This window comes from Sphingobacterium chungjuense (genome assembly GCF_011316935.1).
Taxonomy (GTDB): Bacteria; Bacteroidota; Bacteroidia; order Sphingobacteriales; family Sphingobacteriaceae; genus Sphingobacterium; species Sphingobacterium chungjuense.
This window is the reverse complement of the sequence record NZ_WLYS01000003.1, coordinates 392390-409161: the sequence shown is the minus strand read 5'-3', so window position 1 is coordinate 409161 and position 16772 is coordinate 392390. Positions and strand designations below refer to the sequence as shown.

Below are 16772 nucleotides of genomic sequence, written 5' to 3'. Positions count from 1 at the left end.
ACTTTTTAATATCACTTTTGGTGATCCCGTTGGGAGTGGCTCAGTCGCACAATTCCCGCACGCTTACCCTGTGCCTTCTGTGAATCGAACTCTTTGGGTTTTCATCCCGGCTATAAACGACAAAAGCCCCAACTTTTGTTGAGGCTTTCGTGATCCCGGAGGCTTTCGTGATCCCGCTGGGATCATATTTGAGGGTGAAATCTGCTTTCACATGGCTTAAGCCATGTGTAGAAAAGCGACTCGCCGAAAATCTCACCTTGTTTTTTAGCTGCAAATGCCGTTAAGTAAATGTATGAATTAATCTTCAATACGTAAGCAAGTAGGTATGTATTTGAAAGCTTCACTATTTTCCTATGGCATAACGATGTATTTTTTTAGAATCGTCTAGGATAGTACGCAAGCGATAACATAAAATACTGTTGCAGATTATTGCTATAGATAGTAGTGAAATTCCCATTGTTAAAAATATTGGAAACATTTCTGTTTTGTCTCAGAAGATCAACTGCCGAAAGCTTAATTTCAGCAGTTTTATTTCTCAGCATCCTATATGCTACGTAAGTATTCCAAATCGTAAAATTTACAGGTGATGCCCAAGTCGATCTATTGCTATTATAGGTCAGATTGGTATTCACTGAGAGATTTTTATCGATTGCATAATTGATGCTCAGTGTATGAGATAAGGTAGTGCCATTAAATTGCGAATTCAGTACTTCCTGTTTTAGCTCATTAAAAAATATTCTTTCCCGAAATTCAATATTCAACACATCATTTATACCGTAACCCAGCGTCGAGGTTAGTGATAAATCCTTGCTATTATTCTTTAAGAAAACTTCGTTGATATAGGTGGGCGTAGCGGTTTGGTCAAAGTTTGCTCCCACAAAAAAATTAAAATCCGAACCAGCGAACTTGACGGATTTACGAACCTCTACAGATGCTCTAAACTTTCTGTAAGAAAAACCATTGACCGCAAAAGCTTGCTGCCTATTGTCTGGAGTAATAAAAATGCTGTCTATAATTTTATTGTTAGAGTAATCGAATCCCACTCCCAATTTGTACCTGAATGCATTCTTTGTCTTCAGATCGACGTATTCAAATGACGTGTTGGAGGTATAAACCTTCTCCCTGTCTACGTTTAAATTGCCCCGTCGAATAAAAAAAACCTGTGCACTGTCCACGAGTGGGGCTAGCTGATCGATATATGGAAGATTTAGCTCTGTTTTAATTTCAGAACTGAAGGACGTCATAAAACGTCCAAAATTATTGTTTAATCTTGATATGCTGACTTCTGGAACAAAATCAGCATATTGTCTCTGGATATTTCGAAAATCAAAAAGAGACTTGTTTTTATAGCCTATATTTGCGAATAACAGCCCCAAAGAGATGCGCGTGTTTTTTTCATATCTTTCGCTGAGTCTCTTTCCCCAAGATTTGTTCAGTCTTGTGCCATAGTGAAACTTTTGTTCTTCCTCTGTATTTTGATCACTTAAGTTATCATTGATATCGTAAACTCCCATATCAGAATCAGATACAACAGAGTTCAATTTTTTACCGAATCTTGCGTAATTGGCTACTAGGTCAATGTTCAAAAATCTTGTAGGGTATCCTAAAATAACTCTTTCAAAATTAGGAAGTACTACACTTGCATTTTGACGATTCTCTTGAAGTATTATGTGGTAATTTCTATCGAAAATCATATTCGAGCTCGGATCGATAAATGAGGTAAAAGTATTAACAAGATCAGCATTGTTCTTACTGTCATCAAACGTACCTGAATAGGAAAAACTAAATGGAGGCCGCTTTTTCATTAGATAATGTTGCGGATTATAGTTATAATCGAGACTAACTAGGTAGCTTTGAGATGATGTATTGCTGTTATATACTCCTTGGCTATTGCTTAGCTCTTGACCCAGTTCATCAGAAATAGAACGTGAGTTTAGATTAGCGACTTCTTCATCCTGATATTTAATAGCGGAGCGTAGAGAGAGGGTATGATCAGGTTGGATCCAGTTATATTTTAAGTTGAATTTATTAGATCGTACAGAACGATCACTGGTATTTGTGCCCGACTCTAAATTCTGCGAATCATCTGTCAGGGGCATTATCGTTCTATTGTCGATCACTTCAAAAGTAGCTCGATCTTGATAAAAATGATCAGCGGTAATAGCGCTTTGCTGATTAAACTGGGGATCCTCAATAAAATTGTAATTGAAACGTACACCGCCCAGATAAGTTGTATTGATGCCTGGTAAGCGCGAGTCGGACTGGTAATCCAAATAATTCGTCGGACTCTTATACGTTCCTTGAGACAGGACTGTTTCCAGATCCGCTGCAATCTTATTGGTATTGTTTCCTGCCAAGGCCACAGAAGTTTGCGTCCGCTTAGTGTAATAATTTAAAGTACCTTCCACATCAATCCTATCAAGGTTTCCCTTACCGATTGAAACTTTACCAAAATATCCTGCGCCAGCATCTTTTTTCAGTTTAATGTTCATTTCCATTATACTGTCTAAAGAGTTTGATTTATTTTCCTCTTTTTTGTATACCTGAACCTTATCGATTACATCGGTGGGCAAATTTTGGGTCGCGATTTTAAAGTCACCACCAAAGAAAGGTTTACCGTTGACCAAGAGCGTGCTGATTTCTCTGCCGTTAACTGTAATTTGGCCATCGTTCCAGATCGTGATGTTGGGTATTTTTCGCAGGAAGTCTTCGGCTACCGCATTAGCATCCATCTTCAGCCCTCTGGGATCAAATTCTAATGTATCTCCGTTCATCCTTACTGGAGATAGTTGGATAGCAACTTCATCAATTGCTATTGAGCTTTCTTCTAGGTGTATAATGCCCAAATCAAGTGTAGATCCAGCCTTTTCAATCCTAAAAGGTTTAGAAAACTGTGCGTAACCCATACTAGAAATCTGTACAAAATATTCTTGATCAAGAATGATATTACCAAATGAAAAACTACCGTAAGCATCGGTAATCTGAAAACTGACCAAGGTAGAATCGGCTTTGAATAGCGTAGCGGTTGCAGAAGTTAGGAAATAGTTCTTGGCCTCATTTTTAACCCTACCTTTGAGAAGTTGCTTGCTTTGTTGCACAGTAGCAAGGAGGTTATGTGCAGACAATGATGATAGCAAAAAAAACAGTAGTGTGAGAAATCGCCGTACCGTACTACGCATCAGTTTGTTTTCGGTGTTAATACCACTAGAATAGGATTTTGATTGTGTAGTTTAGTGCGGAGTATGTCGTTAAGCTCTTTAGGATACGTGACTTCTTTTTGTACATTTTGCTGCGTAAAAGCCTTCATGCAAAGGAATGACATCGACGTATAAAGATTCTTACCGTCAAAATTTATAAATCCTTTGGACATAAAATTACTGCCACATGAACTATCCTCGATTGGTAAATAATAGGAGAGCGTATCTGGGGTAAGATCCTGTAAAGAGATAGGAGTATTAGTCCGCAAGTTGTAGGCGATATTTTTTCGACTAGCTTTAAGTTGGCTGAAAGAGTCAAACTTAAGATAGAGATAATCACCTATAGAACGCATATTCGACAAACCGTACACCATCGCCTTGTTTTTCACCATATAAGGCCATCTCTTAAGGTTATATTCTGGGTTAGTTAAGAAATCTTTAGGTAATGATATATCGCCAGGTAGAATTAGTTTATATTTATACAACACCTTCGTACTATTGACCTCAAATATATCATAAGAGTAATAATTAGAGTATAAAACACTTTGGAAGTCTTTACTAAAGGACATTCTATTACCAGAGAACAAATCGTCCACATCGTAACTCATGATATCAAATGGAAAATATAGCGTTGTATCACCAACATTACTTACCACAGCAAACTCATAATACCTCTTCGCGTCATCCATATAACCATTCAGGATTTTTGTTCCCGACGCTAATACGAATCCGTAATGAACATGCTCTATCTTAATTTTGTTAAGATATTGTCCATCCATATCAAACCGTAATATAGAATTACGCGATGTGACGTCAATGACATCTTTTCCTTGGTACTTTCTTACAGTAAAAGTATTGAAGGCGCTTCCGATATTCTGCTGAATTGAGCTATTTAATTTGCTGATTTGGCTTTCTGATATCTTATTGATGAATTTTCCCGACATGTCAAATATATAGATAGCCCAAGTATCTATATCGAAAATCACCAGCCTGTTTTGTGAGAATTCTAGCTTGCTTATTTCTCCAAAGCTACTTTCCTTCGTCGTCTCCAATGGGATATACTGTACATGATCGAATACCTCAGATACACTTTTCCCAATTGCCTGACCGGGATCAATCCTAATGGATTTGACTTCTGAAGAGTCGACTGTGCCCACTTGGCAATGACAATAGGATACTATTGTAAAAAACAGAAAGGTTAAAAGGTATATTTTCATTAAAATTGTTTTCATAAAATCCATGTCTAATAAATATGATAGATATTATTCGCCGTGATATCATCAATGTGCCTATTCACATGATTCGGAAACTGGTCATTTAGGATAAAGTATTTGCGTGTTATCAAGTTTTAATTAATCACAAAACAATAAGAGCTTTCTTTGAAATAATCATCGAATAGAATATTACCCCTATTGTTTTGTGCATTTAAACTTGGGGAAATACCCAAAATTCCATTTTGATTACTTTCATTTTCTAGCGTAAGAATTGTAAGGGAAAGGATACCCAATACGGCTAGCATGCCGAGTTTTTTTCATTTTTATAGATTAATTGAGGTTAATTTTTTAAGAAGTATACTTCTTAAAATTTATTCGTAAATATTACACTAAATTAAGCTCATAATGAAAATAATTTTGACCGTATAATAACGCGTGATGTGCAATAATTACCACCTATTAGTGAAATTTACACGAGTTAAGTAATTTATGATATTCACAATATCCTTTCAATTTTAGATTTGTTGAAGTTTTTTGGTACGAATGCCACTCTGATAGATCTATAATACAGCGTATGGTAAAATTAAATTTGGCTTATATATCTTTGGTTTGAAAAAGTAGGAAAGGTGGCGATCTTCCCAGCGCCTACCATTTAAGGTTATGCGATGGTAGATGAAACAATCACTGCCAATTTTTTGGCTTCTTTAACAGGAGAGCACGCTAAAATTAGCTTTCATAACTAATGAGTTAAGGTGAAACAACACCGAGTGTGCAAGCGCGAGCTCTACATTGCTTCTAGTACAAATAATGTAATGAATGTAAAATAGCCTTGGTGATCCCGCTGGGAGTGGCTCAGTCGCACAGTTCCCGAACGCTTACCCTGTGCCTTCTGTGAATCGAACTCTTTGGGTTTTCATCCCGCTGGGATATTTTGCGTCGCTATGCCCCATACGCGAGGCCGCAAAGAATATGTTCGAACCCATCCCCACGTTTCTGTTCGAATCGGGCGGAAACAAAGAAAGCAACTCTAAAAGAGTTGCTTTCTTTGTGATCCCGCTGGGATCATATTTTGAGTATAAAATCGATGTCTAATAATGATTAAAGCCATATTTTAAAAAGCGACTCACCGAAAAGCTCACCTTAATTTTAGCTGCAAATGCTATATCTTAAATCTACGAAATTATTTTATATTACAGATTATTAAAGTGAAGGCTGAAGTTTTGAAGAGTTTCTTAAATGATTACGGCCAAGTAATAGGCGATATAGAAAAGAGGTAAGAATCGAAAAAGATCAGGATTACAGAGAAAGTACTACAATGTTCGTAGAAGATACCTTGGATATGCTACACTAAAACGCTATAAAATATTATATATAACATCATATTAAAACTAACGATAAAATCCCAGAAAGGTCTGCATTTTAGCATTTTTAAGGAAAAAAAACAGGTAAGGGTACCGGTTTAATACCAAGTTTCAACTGCGTCTTGCACTAGAATACGGATTGATGTTTTTTGACCTTTCAAACTTCAATGGTGAGGCCTTTTTATTATATTTGCGTTTAATACTTTTTGTAATAAAAAATCTATCGCTAATAGCGATCCGTCGCTCATTAATGAGGTAGCCCAAGCAGCTTCTTTTTTTATTTTTTAAATTTTTCATTTAATGCGTACTTCTGAAAGAAAGATAATCGAATTAAAAATGATTAGAGATATAGCCAAGACGTATAACACACTTGACTATGTACCACAATTGCGCACGTTGCTGTCGTCGGTTATCTCAGAGAAAAAGATTAAGAAGTTATCCAAGCGTGGTCTGCATAAAGAAATTAACAGGCTCTTGTTGGAAAGTTATGAGGGCGAACAGGTTTTGAAGTATCGTCTTTTTCAAGAATTTAAAAAAAAGGATTTAGTTGCTGCCTACGAAATGAAAGTACGAAATAGTCGTGTAGATTTTCTGACTGTGAACGGTCACACGACCAGCTACGAGATAAAATCGAGCTTAGATAATCTATATAAACTGGCAAAGCAGTCTTCCGACTATCTCAGTGCTTTCGAGCTAAACAATATTGTTGTTCACGAAAAACATTTGGCAAAATGTCTAGAAATTATTCCGAAAAATTTCGGAGTGATTGCTGTAACAAAGGATAGTCATCAAGTTATTAGGAAGCCTATTTTCAATAGAGGTTTCGACGCTCGAACCCAAATAAGTTTACTTTCAAAGAAAGAACTTTTGAAGGGATTCAATATGAATGTACCAGATACAATTTTAGAAGCATTTGACGCTTCGCAAATAAATATGATATTTAAAAATTTGCTAAAGATTAGGTATGCCAAGCGTTGGGGGTTTATCAAGCAGCATGCAAATAGTATATTCCCTATCGATATCCAATTTTTTTTTACTAAAAATGTTTGTCCGGAAATTATTTATAGCTAAAGCAAGAAGTATCCATCTTGAATCTTTTTTCGGATGCAGTAAAGGTAGTGTTCCATGGATATACGCTTAAACTTAGATTGACTTTTAGGTTTCTCTACGCCTGATACAATATCTTCTAACATTCGCCAGCCGACATTATCTCGACTCAAATATTCCGCATCAGTATTTCTCATCCTTTCGACAGGAATGGAGTTCATTACCGCCGGTACAATGATATCTTCGAAATCCTCTATTTTTTTATATCGCCCTTTAAATCCGTAAAAACTGTTCTCTACCGCATCATACATGATATAACCGGGACTTATAGCTCCCCCTGATTCCACAACGTCCTTTTTTATACCTACGTAATCACTAAAGCTTTTTCCGCCGTACCCCCATACAATATCCATAAGCGAATTGTCGGCATGAGCTAATCTTTTTCCATGATCTAGACCTGAGTTTGTGGTGCTTCGGGCTATAGGGCTATTAATGTATACAACGTGGCATTGCTTGAAATTCTCTATCTCGTTTAACATGAATTCGATGGAATACAAATCGTCTTCGTTAGAAAGGCAATATTCTTCAAGATCGACGAAAAGATAGTCTTGGGGTTCAATAACTTTTTTAATTTGCTCCATATCATTATAAAATGTTGTCGATGAAGTTCTAAAACTTAACGTCTTGTAAATCGATCTTAGATCATTCGACTGGGATATAATTGAATTTTGTTCAGCAGTTAGCTGACTGTAGGTGCTGATAACTGGAATAATTTTATCACTCAACTTCTGTAGGAGTATAATATACTTTGTTCGTTCTTCCCGTTTCTCTATGACTCCCCTTAGGAAATTTAAGACTTCCGGGGTCATTTTTCTACTCGATTTTAGATGAACAGGTAGGTCTAAAAATATTTTTTCGCTCTTAATGCGCTCTAGAGTTGGAAGATATTCCTGATCGAAGGTTTTCTCCATTTTAGAACGATTCCTTTTGGAGATTGTTAGTTTTCTTTCTCTGTGTTTAAAAATTTCTATATAAGGATATATTTCATTTTGAAAATTAAAAGACACGAGTACTTTTTTTTCTTCTTGTCTAAGTCTAAAAATAGGGACGTAAGTAGGTGAAAACATCATACAATAATTATAAATTTATAAAATGTGTTAGGTTAATCTTGACTTTTAAATTAGTACCAAAGTGATGCGGTACGATTTTAAGATGTTGAAGTCTGCCGACTACAATCGCAGGGTGAACATTATAATCATTTGCTATTCGACGAATCTGTCCTTCAGTAATCGGCTTCGATAATTGATCTAAAAAGCTATCAGGAAGAAGCCAGTCCCTAGCAAAGGAATTGGCTTCAGCTTCTTTTTCGTTATCAATTTCAACTTCTTCAAATTCCTCGATAAATGTATCCTTCTTGCCATGAAGTAATATATGCCCTGCTTCATGATAAAATGTGAACCAAAAACTGTCATTAGTCTTGTATCTGTCCGTAATCTGTATCAAAGGGATATTAGCAACCCACCGGGTAGCTCCGCTGATTGGCGCCTTTTTCATGCTCTTGGAATATATCAATGCAACTCCAGCACGGGCACAGATTGATGCAAGTTTCTCTGCATAATCTTCTGGTTGACGTTGGACAAGTTTTTTTATCTGATGTAGGGCAGATTTAAATTCCTCTTTGCTGTAGGAATTGTACTGTTTTTGTCTTAGCTTTAATTCGCCAATACGAAGCCAAGCCGCCATGCAACTCAATTTTTCGCTTTGTTTTTCGCTTTTACGAAAATTTGTATGAACGTAACTGTTTACATATAAGTTTTTCCATTGCACGGGTGAAGCTACTCCATAAAATTGTAGTAATTCTTGTGCAAGATCTGCACGTACTTTCTTTGTACTTATATAACCTTGTTCAAACAATTCTTTGACAGGTTGCTCTCTAAGCCAGTCAATTGATTCGTCAAGTTGTTCCTGCTGTTCCAAGCGAGCTAACTTTTCCCGATAGTTCGATTCTCTGTTTAACCAAAACTGTGTCTCTATCCCTAGTACTTTTTCCAGCTGTAGCGCCGTATTCACAGTAATTGGTACCTTACCGGAGATAATATCATTAACTTTACCTGGTGTCTTTCCGAGTCTTTCAGAAAGTTCGACCTGGGACATTTTTAAAAACTCCAAGGTCTCTAGGATGGTATCTCCAGGTTTAGTTAATAATTCTTTTTCAATATGCAAGTCCTTCTTCATTTTACTCTCTTAAATGTGGAATTAATGATAATCTGTCGTCTCAATAATTCGAATATCTGTCACATTAATGCTATCAATTTCGCCATTTTCAATCTTTGGAATTGGATCGTGTTCCAATTCAAAGATTAGACGATGGTTTCCAGATATATCAACTGCCCATTCGTATTTCCTGTTACCACTTAGCGGATGACAATTTGCAGCAGGAATCTGTTGAAGCACCTTGAGATTGGGGGAAGCCTCTATATCGTCGATGCGTTGCTGCACCTTTTTCGCCATTGACCCGAAGGCGCGCTGTAGATTTGCAGGGGATCCGAATTTCTTTTTGATTTTATTAGAATACGTGATCTTCATTTTTTTATTTTATTACCTTTTTTAGGTAATATTATTTCTCAAAATTAGTTTTGATTTTTGTAATTACCAAAATATTAGGTGATTATTTTATTTATTTCCTTTTGATAGGTTCGCGTATTGAACTTACTATAGCAAAAATAGGTATTCCTTTCTCCTTGTTTTATGGTAAACCATAATATAATTCGGGGAAGGCTCTGGTAAGTCTTCATACAGATTTGTTCAAGCAGAAAAGACAAAGATATATAGAGCATGGTGATGGGGGACAACCTCCCAGAAATTGCTTTATAGGGTGGGTAACTGTTCATCACTCTTATTGCGTTCATCAATTGATTTTATAGTTTATATGCAATCCTCTAATTTTTAAGATGGACTCTAAATCCTTACGTAAAAGCTTTAATTTTTATATGCAGGATACAATGCTTTGCGGGGATCGAGTTTGTTAACTTTCATTGTTTCTCAGCTTTAGAGATCAGTAAATTTATATTTATTGAAATTACCCAGTTTTGATACTGTCAAAGCACCTCTCGTATAATTACAGTTTAGATTGGAACTTAGCATATATCCTTATTTTCTTATTAAATTTACGACGACAAATTTGTAACATACATTATTTATGGCTGATAACGAAGAAATAAATGATAGAGTAATTTTATTAGATGGCGACGATGTTTCTGAGGGCTCTCGATCTAGTCTCTATCCATACGAACCTACGCTAAATGATTTAGATATGAGTGCGGAACAATTTTCAGTATATGAATATTTGCGTCAAAAAGGTAAGGGTAAGATCATAACACAACCAGATTTTCAGAGAAACTTGGTGTGGAAAGATAAATCAAAATCAAAATTCATTGAATCTATATTGCTTAATTTCCCTATTCCTTTTATTTACTTGAACGAAATAGTTGAAAAAAAAGGAAATACAGCAGAATCAAAGTATATGATTATTGATGGACTTCAAAGAACTTCAACCTTGGAATCTTTTTACAAGAATGAATTTCAGTTGACTGAGTTAGATGCTATTCCACAGTATAATAATTGTACCTTCGAGACGCTACCTGAAATTTTACGTACAAAATTCGAGGATAAAAAGTTAAATATTTTTGTGCTAAAACCATCTACTCCGATGGAAGTTGTTTACGATCTATTTAATAGAATTAATACAGGAGGAACTCAATTAAATAGACAAGAAGTTCGGAATTGCATCTATATAGGCAAATCGACGAAATTGTTAAAAGAACTTTCAGAACAAGATTACTTCAAAAAAGCAATTTTTAATGGTGTAAGTCCAATTAGAATGAAAGATAGGGAATTAATTTTGCGATTTATAGCTTTCAATTACTTCGATTTCAAGAAAACCTATGATGGTAATTTAAGTGCATTTATTGAAAATGGGATGAAAGAAATTAATATGTGGGATGACGAAAAATTAAATGATGTGAGGACTGAATTTAAAAGAGTAATGGAGTGGACACATAACATATGGGGAGACAACAATTTTAGAATTCGAACGGAAAAAACTCGTGGGACTATCAATATGGCTATTTTTGAAACGATCTGTCACACTGTATCCAAAATGTCGGATGATTTCATCGAAAAAAATAAAGCAATTCTTCATGAAAACTATAGCCATTTAATAAGTAATGAAATATACTATGATGCGGTTACAAGATCTACGAATAGCAAAACGAAAGTCGATGATCGGTTCCGCTTATCAGAGAACATATTAAAACAAGGTACTCATGCTTAAAAATGTCATTCTTAAAAATTTTAAATGTTTTAAAGATGAAACTATTTTCAAAACTAATAGATTGAACCTGTTAACAGGTATCAATGGACGAGGAAAGTCATCTTTATTACAGTCCATATTGCTGATTACTCAATCCAACTGGAATATTTGGGACAAAAATGAAAATCCGATTTACCCTAATAGTTCCTATTTAGAACTAGGTGGCTATAAGGACATTAAGAATAGCTATACGACTCAGAGAGACATAAGTGTTGGATTTGATTTAGCGATAAGAGAAGAAACGAATATTCGTTACGTAATAGAAGAAAATGAACAGGATAACCTAACCTTAAATGCCAAATTGCATCTTGAGAATGAAGACTTGAGTGTCAAGGAAATTTCAACCTTTTTCAGAAATATCCATTACGTGTCCGCAGATAGAATTGGGCCAAAAAAATATTTCGAAAAAATTTCTATTCCAAAAAGTATCCACACTGGAGCTAAAGGTGAATATACAATTAACGTCCTCTATTACTCAGAGAAATTAGATCTAACTGTACATGAAAACTTATATTTAGGTAATGATTCCTATTCAATTGTAATACAAACAGAAGAATGGTTAAATTATATATTGGATGGTGCAAATTTGAACTTAATTGGGAAAGAAGAGGAAAGTAGCGTATTAACGCTATTAATGAATAATAAGAACGATGGCAAGACATACAAATCAGTCAACATCGGGTTTGGGTACAGTTATATTTTACCACTAATTGTCACAGGATTGATAGCTAAACCTGGAGAGGTAGTTATTTTAGAAAATCCTGAGGCGCATTTACATCCAAGAGCACAGTCTAGGATTAGTGAATTTTTTGCTAAGGTAGCATCTACAGGAGTTCAGGTCTTTATTGAATCTCATAGTGAGCACATTTTAAACGGACTTCGGGTAGCATCCCTAAATCAAAATGTATTTATTGATCATTCCGACATTAACATTTTGTATTTTAATGAAGGATTTGAGCATCATGAAATACAGATTAACGAAAAAGGTAAGATAGATAATTGGCCAACTGGTTTTTTTGATCAACAGGATATCGATATTTCCTCAATTTTTAAGTGGTCTCGCTGATAATATGAAAGCTAATTTTTTCATTATACCAGAAAGCTTTAAGTATAGTGGTGATTCGCAATGTAATATCGAAGATAAGCTTAAGAACTTTGCAATTGATCTTCAAAGAATAAAGGGAATTTCTGGAAATCATATTTTTTGCCATATTGACGTATATGGTGTAGAAATTATTGATAGTGAAACTATTAGTGATATCTTGAATGACCCAAATTCAAGTTCTCTTGATAGAGATATTATTCAGCAATTAAGAATCATTTGGGAATTACAGGAAACTAGCGATTCAATAGATGATATATGTAAAGTTTATCTACCTAGCCATAACGAAGAGGAATGCTATGGTTTGATCGCTTTTAATCAGATAGAAGATATCTCTCCAGAATATCAATTAATATACGGCATCGACGGATGGTTCAAATTTAAAAGGTATTTCTTAGGAATTTACCCACAAAATGCGGACTTTTTCATAGACGAGTGTAAAATCTATTTTGAATTTTTATATTTCCACGAGGATAATAAAAATTCTGTAAAAAGAATATTTCCAAGTTGTGTAAAAAAGATAATTCATCATCTTTCAGAATTAAATGATAAGTTTCCAAACTCTAAAACAAGTCCATACAATCGATTGAATACGCTAGATAATTTCAATGTGCAATATGTGCATGATGGGCAAGCAGCATCACCTCAAGGAGATATTAGAAAAAAAAGAGACTTAACTTTTGTATTTTTAAATAAGGAAAATTGTAGTGAGAATGTCTATTGTGAATTACATCTTAAGATAAGTCATGACGATAGAAATGTCTTTAGTAATGACCGAAGAATTTATTTTCATGAGGGAATTAAGCAAATACAAGATGGCAAAATTCTTATTGGTCATATTGGAAAACATCTGTAAATTGAGCAGTTTCAGATTATAGTAGACGATATGAATTCTAAAGGACGAGCATATTTTTTCTATCATCTCAAAAATTTCAGTCCCTATTCCGAAGATATCTATAACGATATGAAGACGCCTTTCATTCAAAAACGAACAATTCATTTAGCCAAGAATGCCAGTTGATTTGAACTGATGAATAAGTTTGGGTATTTTCCTTTCAAAGAGTTTAGGAGTCATAATTCTGATTATTTTATCAGTGATCCAAACATCTCCGACTTCTGGACATGAATGAAAGCACCTTGCAGAATATCTTAATGAAATACACCAAGATCAGGACTTATCTAAGAATCAAGCTAGTTAGCTTAGCAAGCCGAAGTAGGGCAGGGCCTCACTTTTATAGCTCCATGCCTTGCAATCGTGCTTTCAAGTATCCTCCAGGGATACTTCTTTTGTGTTAAGTTGATTTGGGGATCATTTGAGGTATACTTACAAGTATACCGTCGTTTTATGCGACAAAAATATTTGGTTCACCGATGATCTATTTCCAACACTATATATTGTCTCAAAATGTTGTTTCACAAATCTATGTTTCATAAATAAGCATATCATACGTTTTTATGAAAATAGGATTTGCCATGTTCAGTACCCAAGATCAAAACTTAAATATGCAGATCGATGCGTTGAAATATGCTGGTTGCGAAATCATTTTAGATGAGAAGATTTTAGGAAAATCAAAAGAACGCCCAGAGCTTTTAAAGTCCTTAGAAAATTTAAGTGTCGTCTGACGCCTTAATTAGTTCTCCCTTAAATTACTAATTTATTATAACACATTTATCCCCTTTTGGTACATTAATGATCATCTCGTATTTGTCAGATAATTGATCCATTGGAGGGTGAATCAAGTTTTTACTATATTCGTGAATTTGATCAGAAACACCAATCACACAATACTTTTCCCCGTATTTTTCATTCAAGAAAACTCCCAGTTTCTTTGGTCCTTTAAAAAATGGATCTTTTTCAAGATGAAAATTAGCTGCCCAAATTAAAACTCTTGATTTTCCATCGATGTAAGGAGTCAAGTTTTCATACATGATAGAATCCCTAGGAAACATCGGGTTATCCCACAAAGTAGTAAACTGTTCAAGTTCACTGAATAGTCTTTGGTTTGCACCATTATAAATTTCGTCCTTCAAATTTTTTATATAATTCTGTGCAAGTTGTAAACGCTTAATCCATGGTTGGGAAGTTATAATCATGATATTACTATCTATCACAGAGCGCATTGAACTATCAAGTAAGGCTTTAGTTTGATCAATTTTTTCGATTTGATGTTTTGAAGAATATACTTTTAGCTTCTCAAGCGGTAAGGAATAATTTTGAAAATCTATGCCCACCAATTTGATTGTTTTGTTATGCGAATGATTATAATCTTTAAGCCATTCAATAAATTCTACTATTTCCGAACAATTATATAGCCCTGCTTCTTGTAAAGCATATGGCTCATTAAGCGCAGTCAATGCTTGTGGTAGATCAATTGTAATGTTCCCATTGATATAATTATTTAAAAGAGCTGTCGCGTTTACAGATGCTTCAAGGGCTATAATATCAATTGATTCATTATTAATCAGATATTTAACAACTTCTACTTTTGTATTATAATATCCCTTGTAAAAATGCTCAGCTTCGCCCAGCCCAATTATTGTGTGATTGTTTGTTTTATTAAGTATCTTATTATAATCCTTTTGAGATAATGTCTGAGCAGTACAGATTTCAAATAGAAAAGGCAGTATGAATGCTGAAAAAGTAATAGTAGTAATAAATTTCATAGATATGCTTAAATAGTTTCATTGTATGATGAAAAAAAGGTGTATTTTCCATAAAGGTTTGTGACAAAATTGATGAAAGATTTAGGTGCCTACATCATCATGTTTATAGAAGGATGGACACTATAAAAGTGTCTCACAAAACGAACTAAGAACTAATTATATATCTTAAGGTAATTATTTGCTCGATTGAATACTATTGTTGGTCTTATGTTTGAATGAGCTACAAAACTTACACCTGAACTCTTAACCATTACCTGTTTAAATACTATTTCATTCCACTGTGACAGACAGCTGTCACAGCTTTGAAGACCTTTGTTCTAAATCTTAAAAGCAAAGAAAATGGAAAAAATTACTATTGATCCTTGGAAGTGGGGTGAGTACACAAATTCGGCTCAGGCAGTAGAAGTAAAAAACGTAACTGGAACGCTGTACTGTTCAGGACAAGTGGCTATAGACCATCAGGGCCAGCCAAGCTCTGAAGACATGCGGACCCAGCTCAAGCAAACCATTGCGAATTTGGAACACCTCATCACGCAAGCAGGTTATGAGATGAAAAACATCGTTCGGTTGAATGTATACACCACATCTATTAATGAGCTCTTTTCAACCAGTATGGATATCTATAGCGAATTTCTTAAAAAGTATGAAATAAAGCAGGCTACGACGCTGGTAGAAGTGAAAGCACTATTTTCTACATTGACTATAGAGCTGGAAGCGACTGTTGTAAAATAGTAAATTCAATAGGCAGGTATGATGAATATTTGCCTATTGAATCAGTAATAACCTTATAAGACAAACTAGATGATCAATTATATAAACACTTTAAACTGGGGAAGCATTGCCCTTGCGTTTATCATTTACTTCGTATTAGGCGCTTTATGGTTTACCACGATCTTCAAGAAATCCTACGAGGAAGCTTTAGGCAAAGTAGGGCAGCTCCCTGATAGACCCAAACCAATCTTTGTTATCGGACCGGCCATTTGTACATTTATTATCACGTTCGCGACGGCTATCTTAATTAATGTCTTAGACATATCTTCGCTGTTTAGCACGATTGAATTTGCGAGCGTTGTCGGTATTGGTTATTTGGTGGCCAACACCGTCAATATTGCGATAAATCCAAACATACCTAATCCGTTACACTATAGTTTTATAACAGGGTCTTACCACTTATTAGGTATTTATATCATTAGCTTTGTGTTAGTATATATGCGATAATACACTGATATGGATCCTGGAACCGGATATACACCTTCCAACCGTGCGGAGTGGAGAGAATGGTTAATAGGAAACCATCTTTCCACTTCCTCTGTATGGGTAGTTTTCTACAAAAAAGAATCTGAAAAGCATAACCTTACTTGGCAGGAATCTGTTGATGAAGCCTTGTGTTTTGGCTGGATCGATGGCCGACGAAAGGCGATCGACGAAGAAAGGTATATGCAATTTTTTTGCAAACGTAAAACCAATAGTGCTTGGTCTAAGATTAATAAAGAAAAAGTACGAATTTTAATAGACTGTAAAATGATGTTTCAGGCTGGTCTGGATGCTGTACAGCTAGCGAAACAAAATGGATCGTGGAGTTCACTGGATGATGTAGAAGCACTGGTTATTCCATCGGATCTGAAAGCAGCTATCAACAGCGAAAAATGTGTGTATACCTATTACAATAGTCTGAGTAACTCTGCAAAAAAAATAATATTGCTGCGTCTTCAGAAAGCTAAAACCCCTAAAACGCGCGCAAAGCGAATAGCCGAAATCGTGCAGTCACTAGGCATCAATACGTTACCGCCAAAATCAGGAAGCTAAACAAGGTAA

The 16772-nt window shown here is 35.1% G+C and carries 14 protein-coding genes; 8 read left to right on the top strand and 6 right to left on the bottom strand.

Annotated elements, in window-relative coordinates; all coding sequences use genetic code 11:
* Positions 1 to 374: 374 nt before the first annotated feature.
* Positions 375 to 3179 (bottom strand): outer membrane beta-barrel protein, encoded by a 2805-nt coding sequence (locus GKO22_RS09485; protein ID WP_166334449.1) that lies wholly within the window; start codon positions 3177 to 3179, stop codon positions 375 to 377.
* Positions 3179 to 4414, bottom strand: a complete 1236-nt coding sequence (locus GKO22_RS09480) for a 6-bladed beta-propeller (protein WP_166334447.1) — start codon at positions 4412 to 4414, stop codon at positions 3179 to 3181. Before GKO22_RS09480 ends, GKO22_RS09485 begins: the two co-directional genes overlap by 1 nt.
* Positions 4415 to 6072: 1658 nt before the next feature.
* On the opposite strand from GKO22_RS09480, the gene GKO22_RS09475 reads away from it, so the two are divergent.
* Positions 6073 to 6843, top strand: a complete 771-nt coding sequence (locus GKO22_RS09475) for a sce7726 family protein (protein WP_166334445.1) — start codon at positions 6073 to 6075, stop codon at positions 6841 to 6843.
* Here GKO22_RS09475 and GKO22_RS09470 read toward each other — a convergent pair.
* Genes GKO22_RS09470 through GKO22_RS09460 form a run of 3 tightly spaced genes read right to left on the bottom strand, consistent with a single transcriptional unit; the run spans position 6840 to position 9405 of the window.
* On the bottom strand, positions 6840 to 7949 hold the full coding sequence (locus GKO22_RS09470) for a beta family protein (RefSeq protein WP_166334443.1): 1110 nt from the start codon (positions 7947 to 7949) through the stop codon (positions 6840 to 6842). The two genes, GKO22_RS09475 and GKO22_RS09470, sit on opposite strands and share 4 nt — an antisense overlap.
* A 7-nt stretch (positions 7950 to 7956) precedes the next feature.
* A complete protein-coding gene (locus tag GKO22_RS09465) occupies positions 7957 to 9054 on the bottom strand; it encodes an ImmA/IrrE family metallo-endopeptidase (protein WP_166334441.1) in 1098 nt (365 codons plus the stop codon).
* Positions 9055 to 9075: 21 nt separating this feature from the next.
* A complete protein-coding gene (locus GKO22_RS09460; protein WP_166334440.1) occupies positions 9076 to 9405 on the bottom strand; it encodes a type II toxin-antitoxin system RelE/ParE family toxin in 330 nt (109 codons plus the stop codon).
* Between the two features lie 613 nt (positions 9406 to 10018).
* Between GKO22_RS09460 and GKO22_RS09455 the strand changes: the two genes are divergently transcribed.
* The 4 genes from GKO22_RS09455 (at position 10019) to GKO22_RS09440 (ending at position 13916) form a co-directional block, all read left to right on the top strand.
* Positions 10019 to 11152, top strand: coding sequence for a DUF262 domain-containing protein (locus GKO22_RS09455; RefSeq protein ID WP_166334438.1), 1134 nt, complete (start codon positions 10019 to 10021; stop codon positions 11150 to 11152).
* Positions 11145 to 12257 (top strand): DUF3696 domain-containing protein, encoded by a 1113-nt coding sequence (locus GKO22_RS09450; protein WP_166334436.1) that lies wholly within the window; start codon positions 11145 to 11147, stop codon positions 12255 to 12257. The genes GKO22_RS09455 and GKO22_RS09450 overlap by 8 nt, the downstream gene beginning before the upstream one ends.
* Before the next feature lie 4 nt (positions 12258 to 12261).
* Entirely contained in the window at positions 12262 to 13149 is an 888-nt protein-coding gene (locus GKO22_RS09445) for a hypothetical protein (RefSeq protein WP_166334435.1), read from the top strand.
* 599 nt (positions 13150 to 13748) lie between these two features.
* Positions 13749 to 13916, top strand: coding sequence for a recombinase family protein (locus tag GKO22_RS09440; RefSeq protein WP_166334433.1), 168 nt, complete (start codon positions 13749 to 13751; stop codon positions 13914 to 13916).
* A 27-nt stretch (positions 13917 to 13943) separates the two neighbouring features.
* Here GKO22_RS09440 and GKO22_RS09435 read toward each other — a convergent pair whose 3' ends face one another.
* Positions 13944 to 14957, bottom strand: coding sequence for an erythromycin esterase family protein (locus GKO22_RS09435; RefSeq protein WP_166334431.1), 1014 nt, complete (start codon positions 14955 to 14957; stop codon positions 13944 to 13946).
* A gap of 339 nt (positions 14958 to 15296) precedes the next feature.
* Between GKO22_RS09435 and GKO22_RS09430 the strand changes: the two genes are divergently transcribed.
* The 3 genes from GKO22_RS09430 (at position 15297) to GKO22_RS09420 (ending at position 16763) form a co-directional block, all read left to right on the top strand.
* Positions 15297 to 15689, top strand: a complete 393-nt coding sequence (locus GKO22_RS09430) for a RidA family protein (RefSeq protein WP_066754018.1) — start codon at positions 15297 to 15299, stop codon at positions 15687 to 15689.
* 69 nt (positions 15690 to 15758) lie between these two features.
* On the top strand, positions 15759 to 16175 hold the full coding sequence (locus GKO22_RS09425; protein WP_166334429.1) for a DUF1761 domain-containing protein: 417 nt from the start codon (positions 15759 to 15761) through the stop codon (positions 16173 to 16175).
* 9 nt (positions 16176 to 16184) lie between these two features.
* Positions 16185 to 16763, top strand: coding sequence for a YdeI/OmpD-associated family protein (locus GKO22_RS09420; protein WP_166334427.1), 579 nt, complete (start codon positions 16185 to 16187; stop codon positions 16761 to 16763).
* Positions 16764 to 16772: the final 9 nt, after the last annotated feature.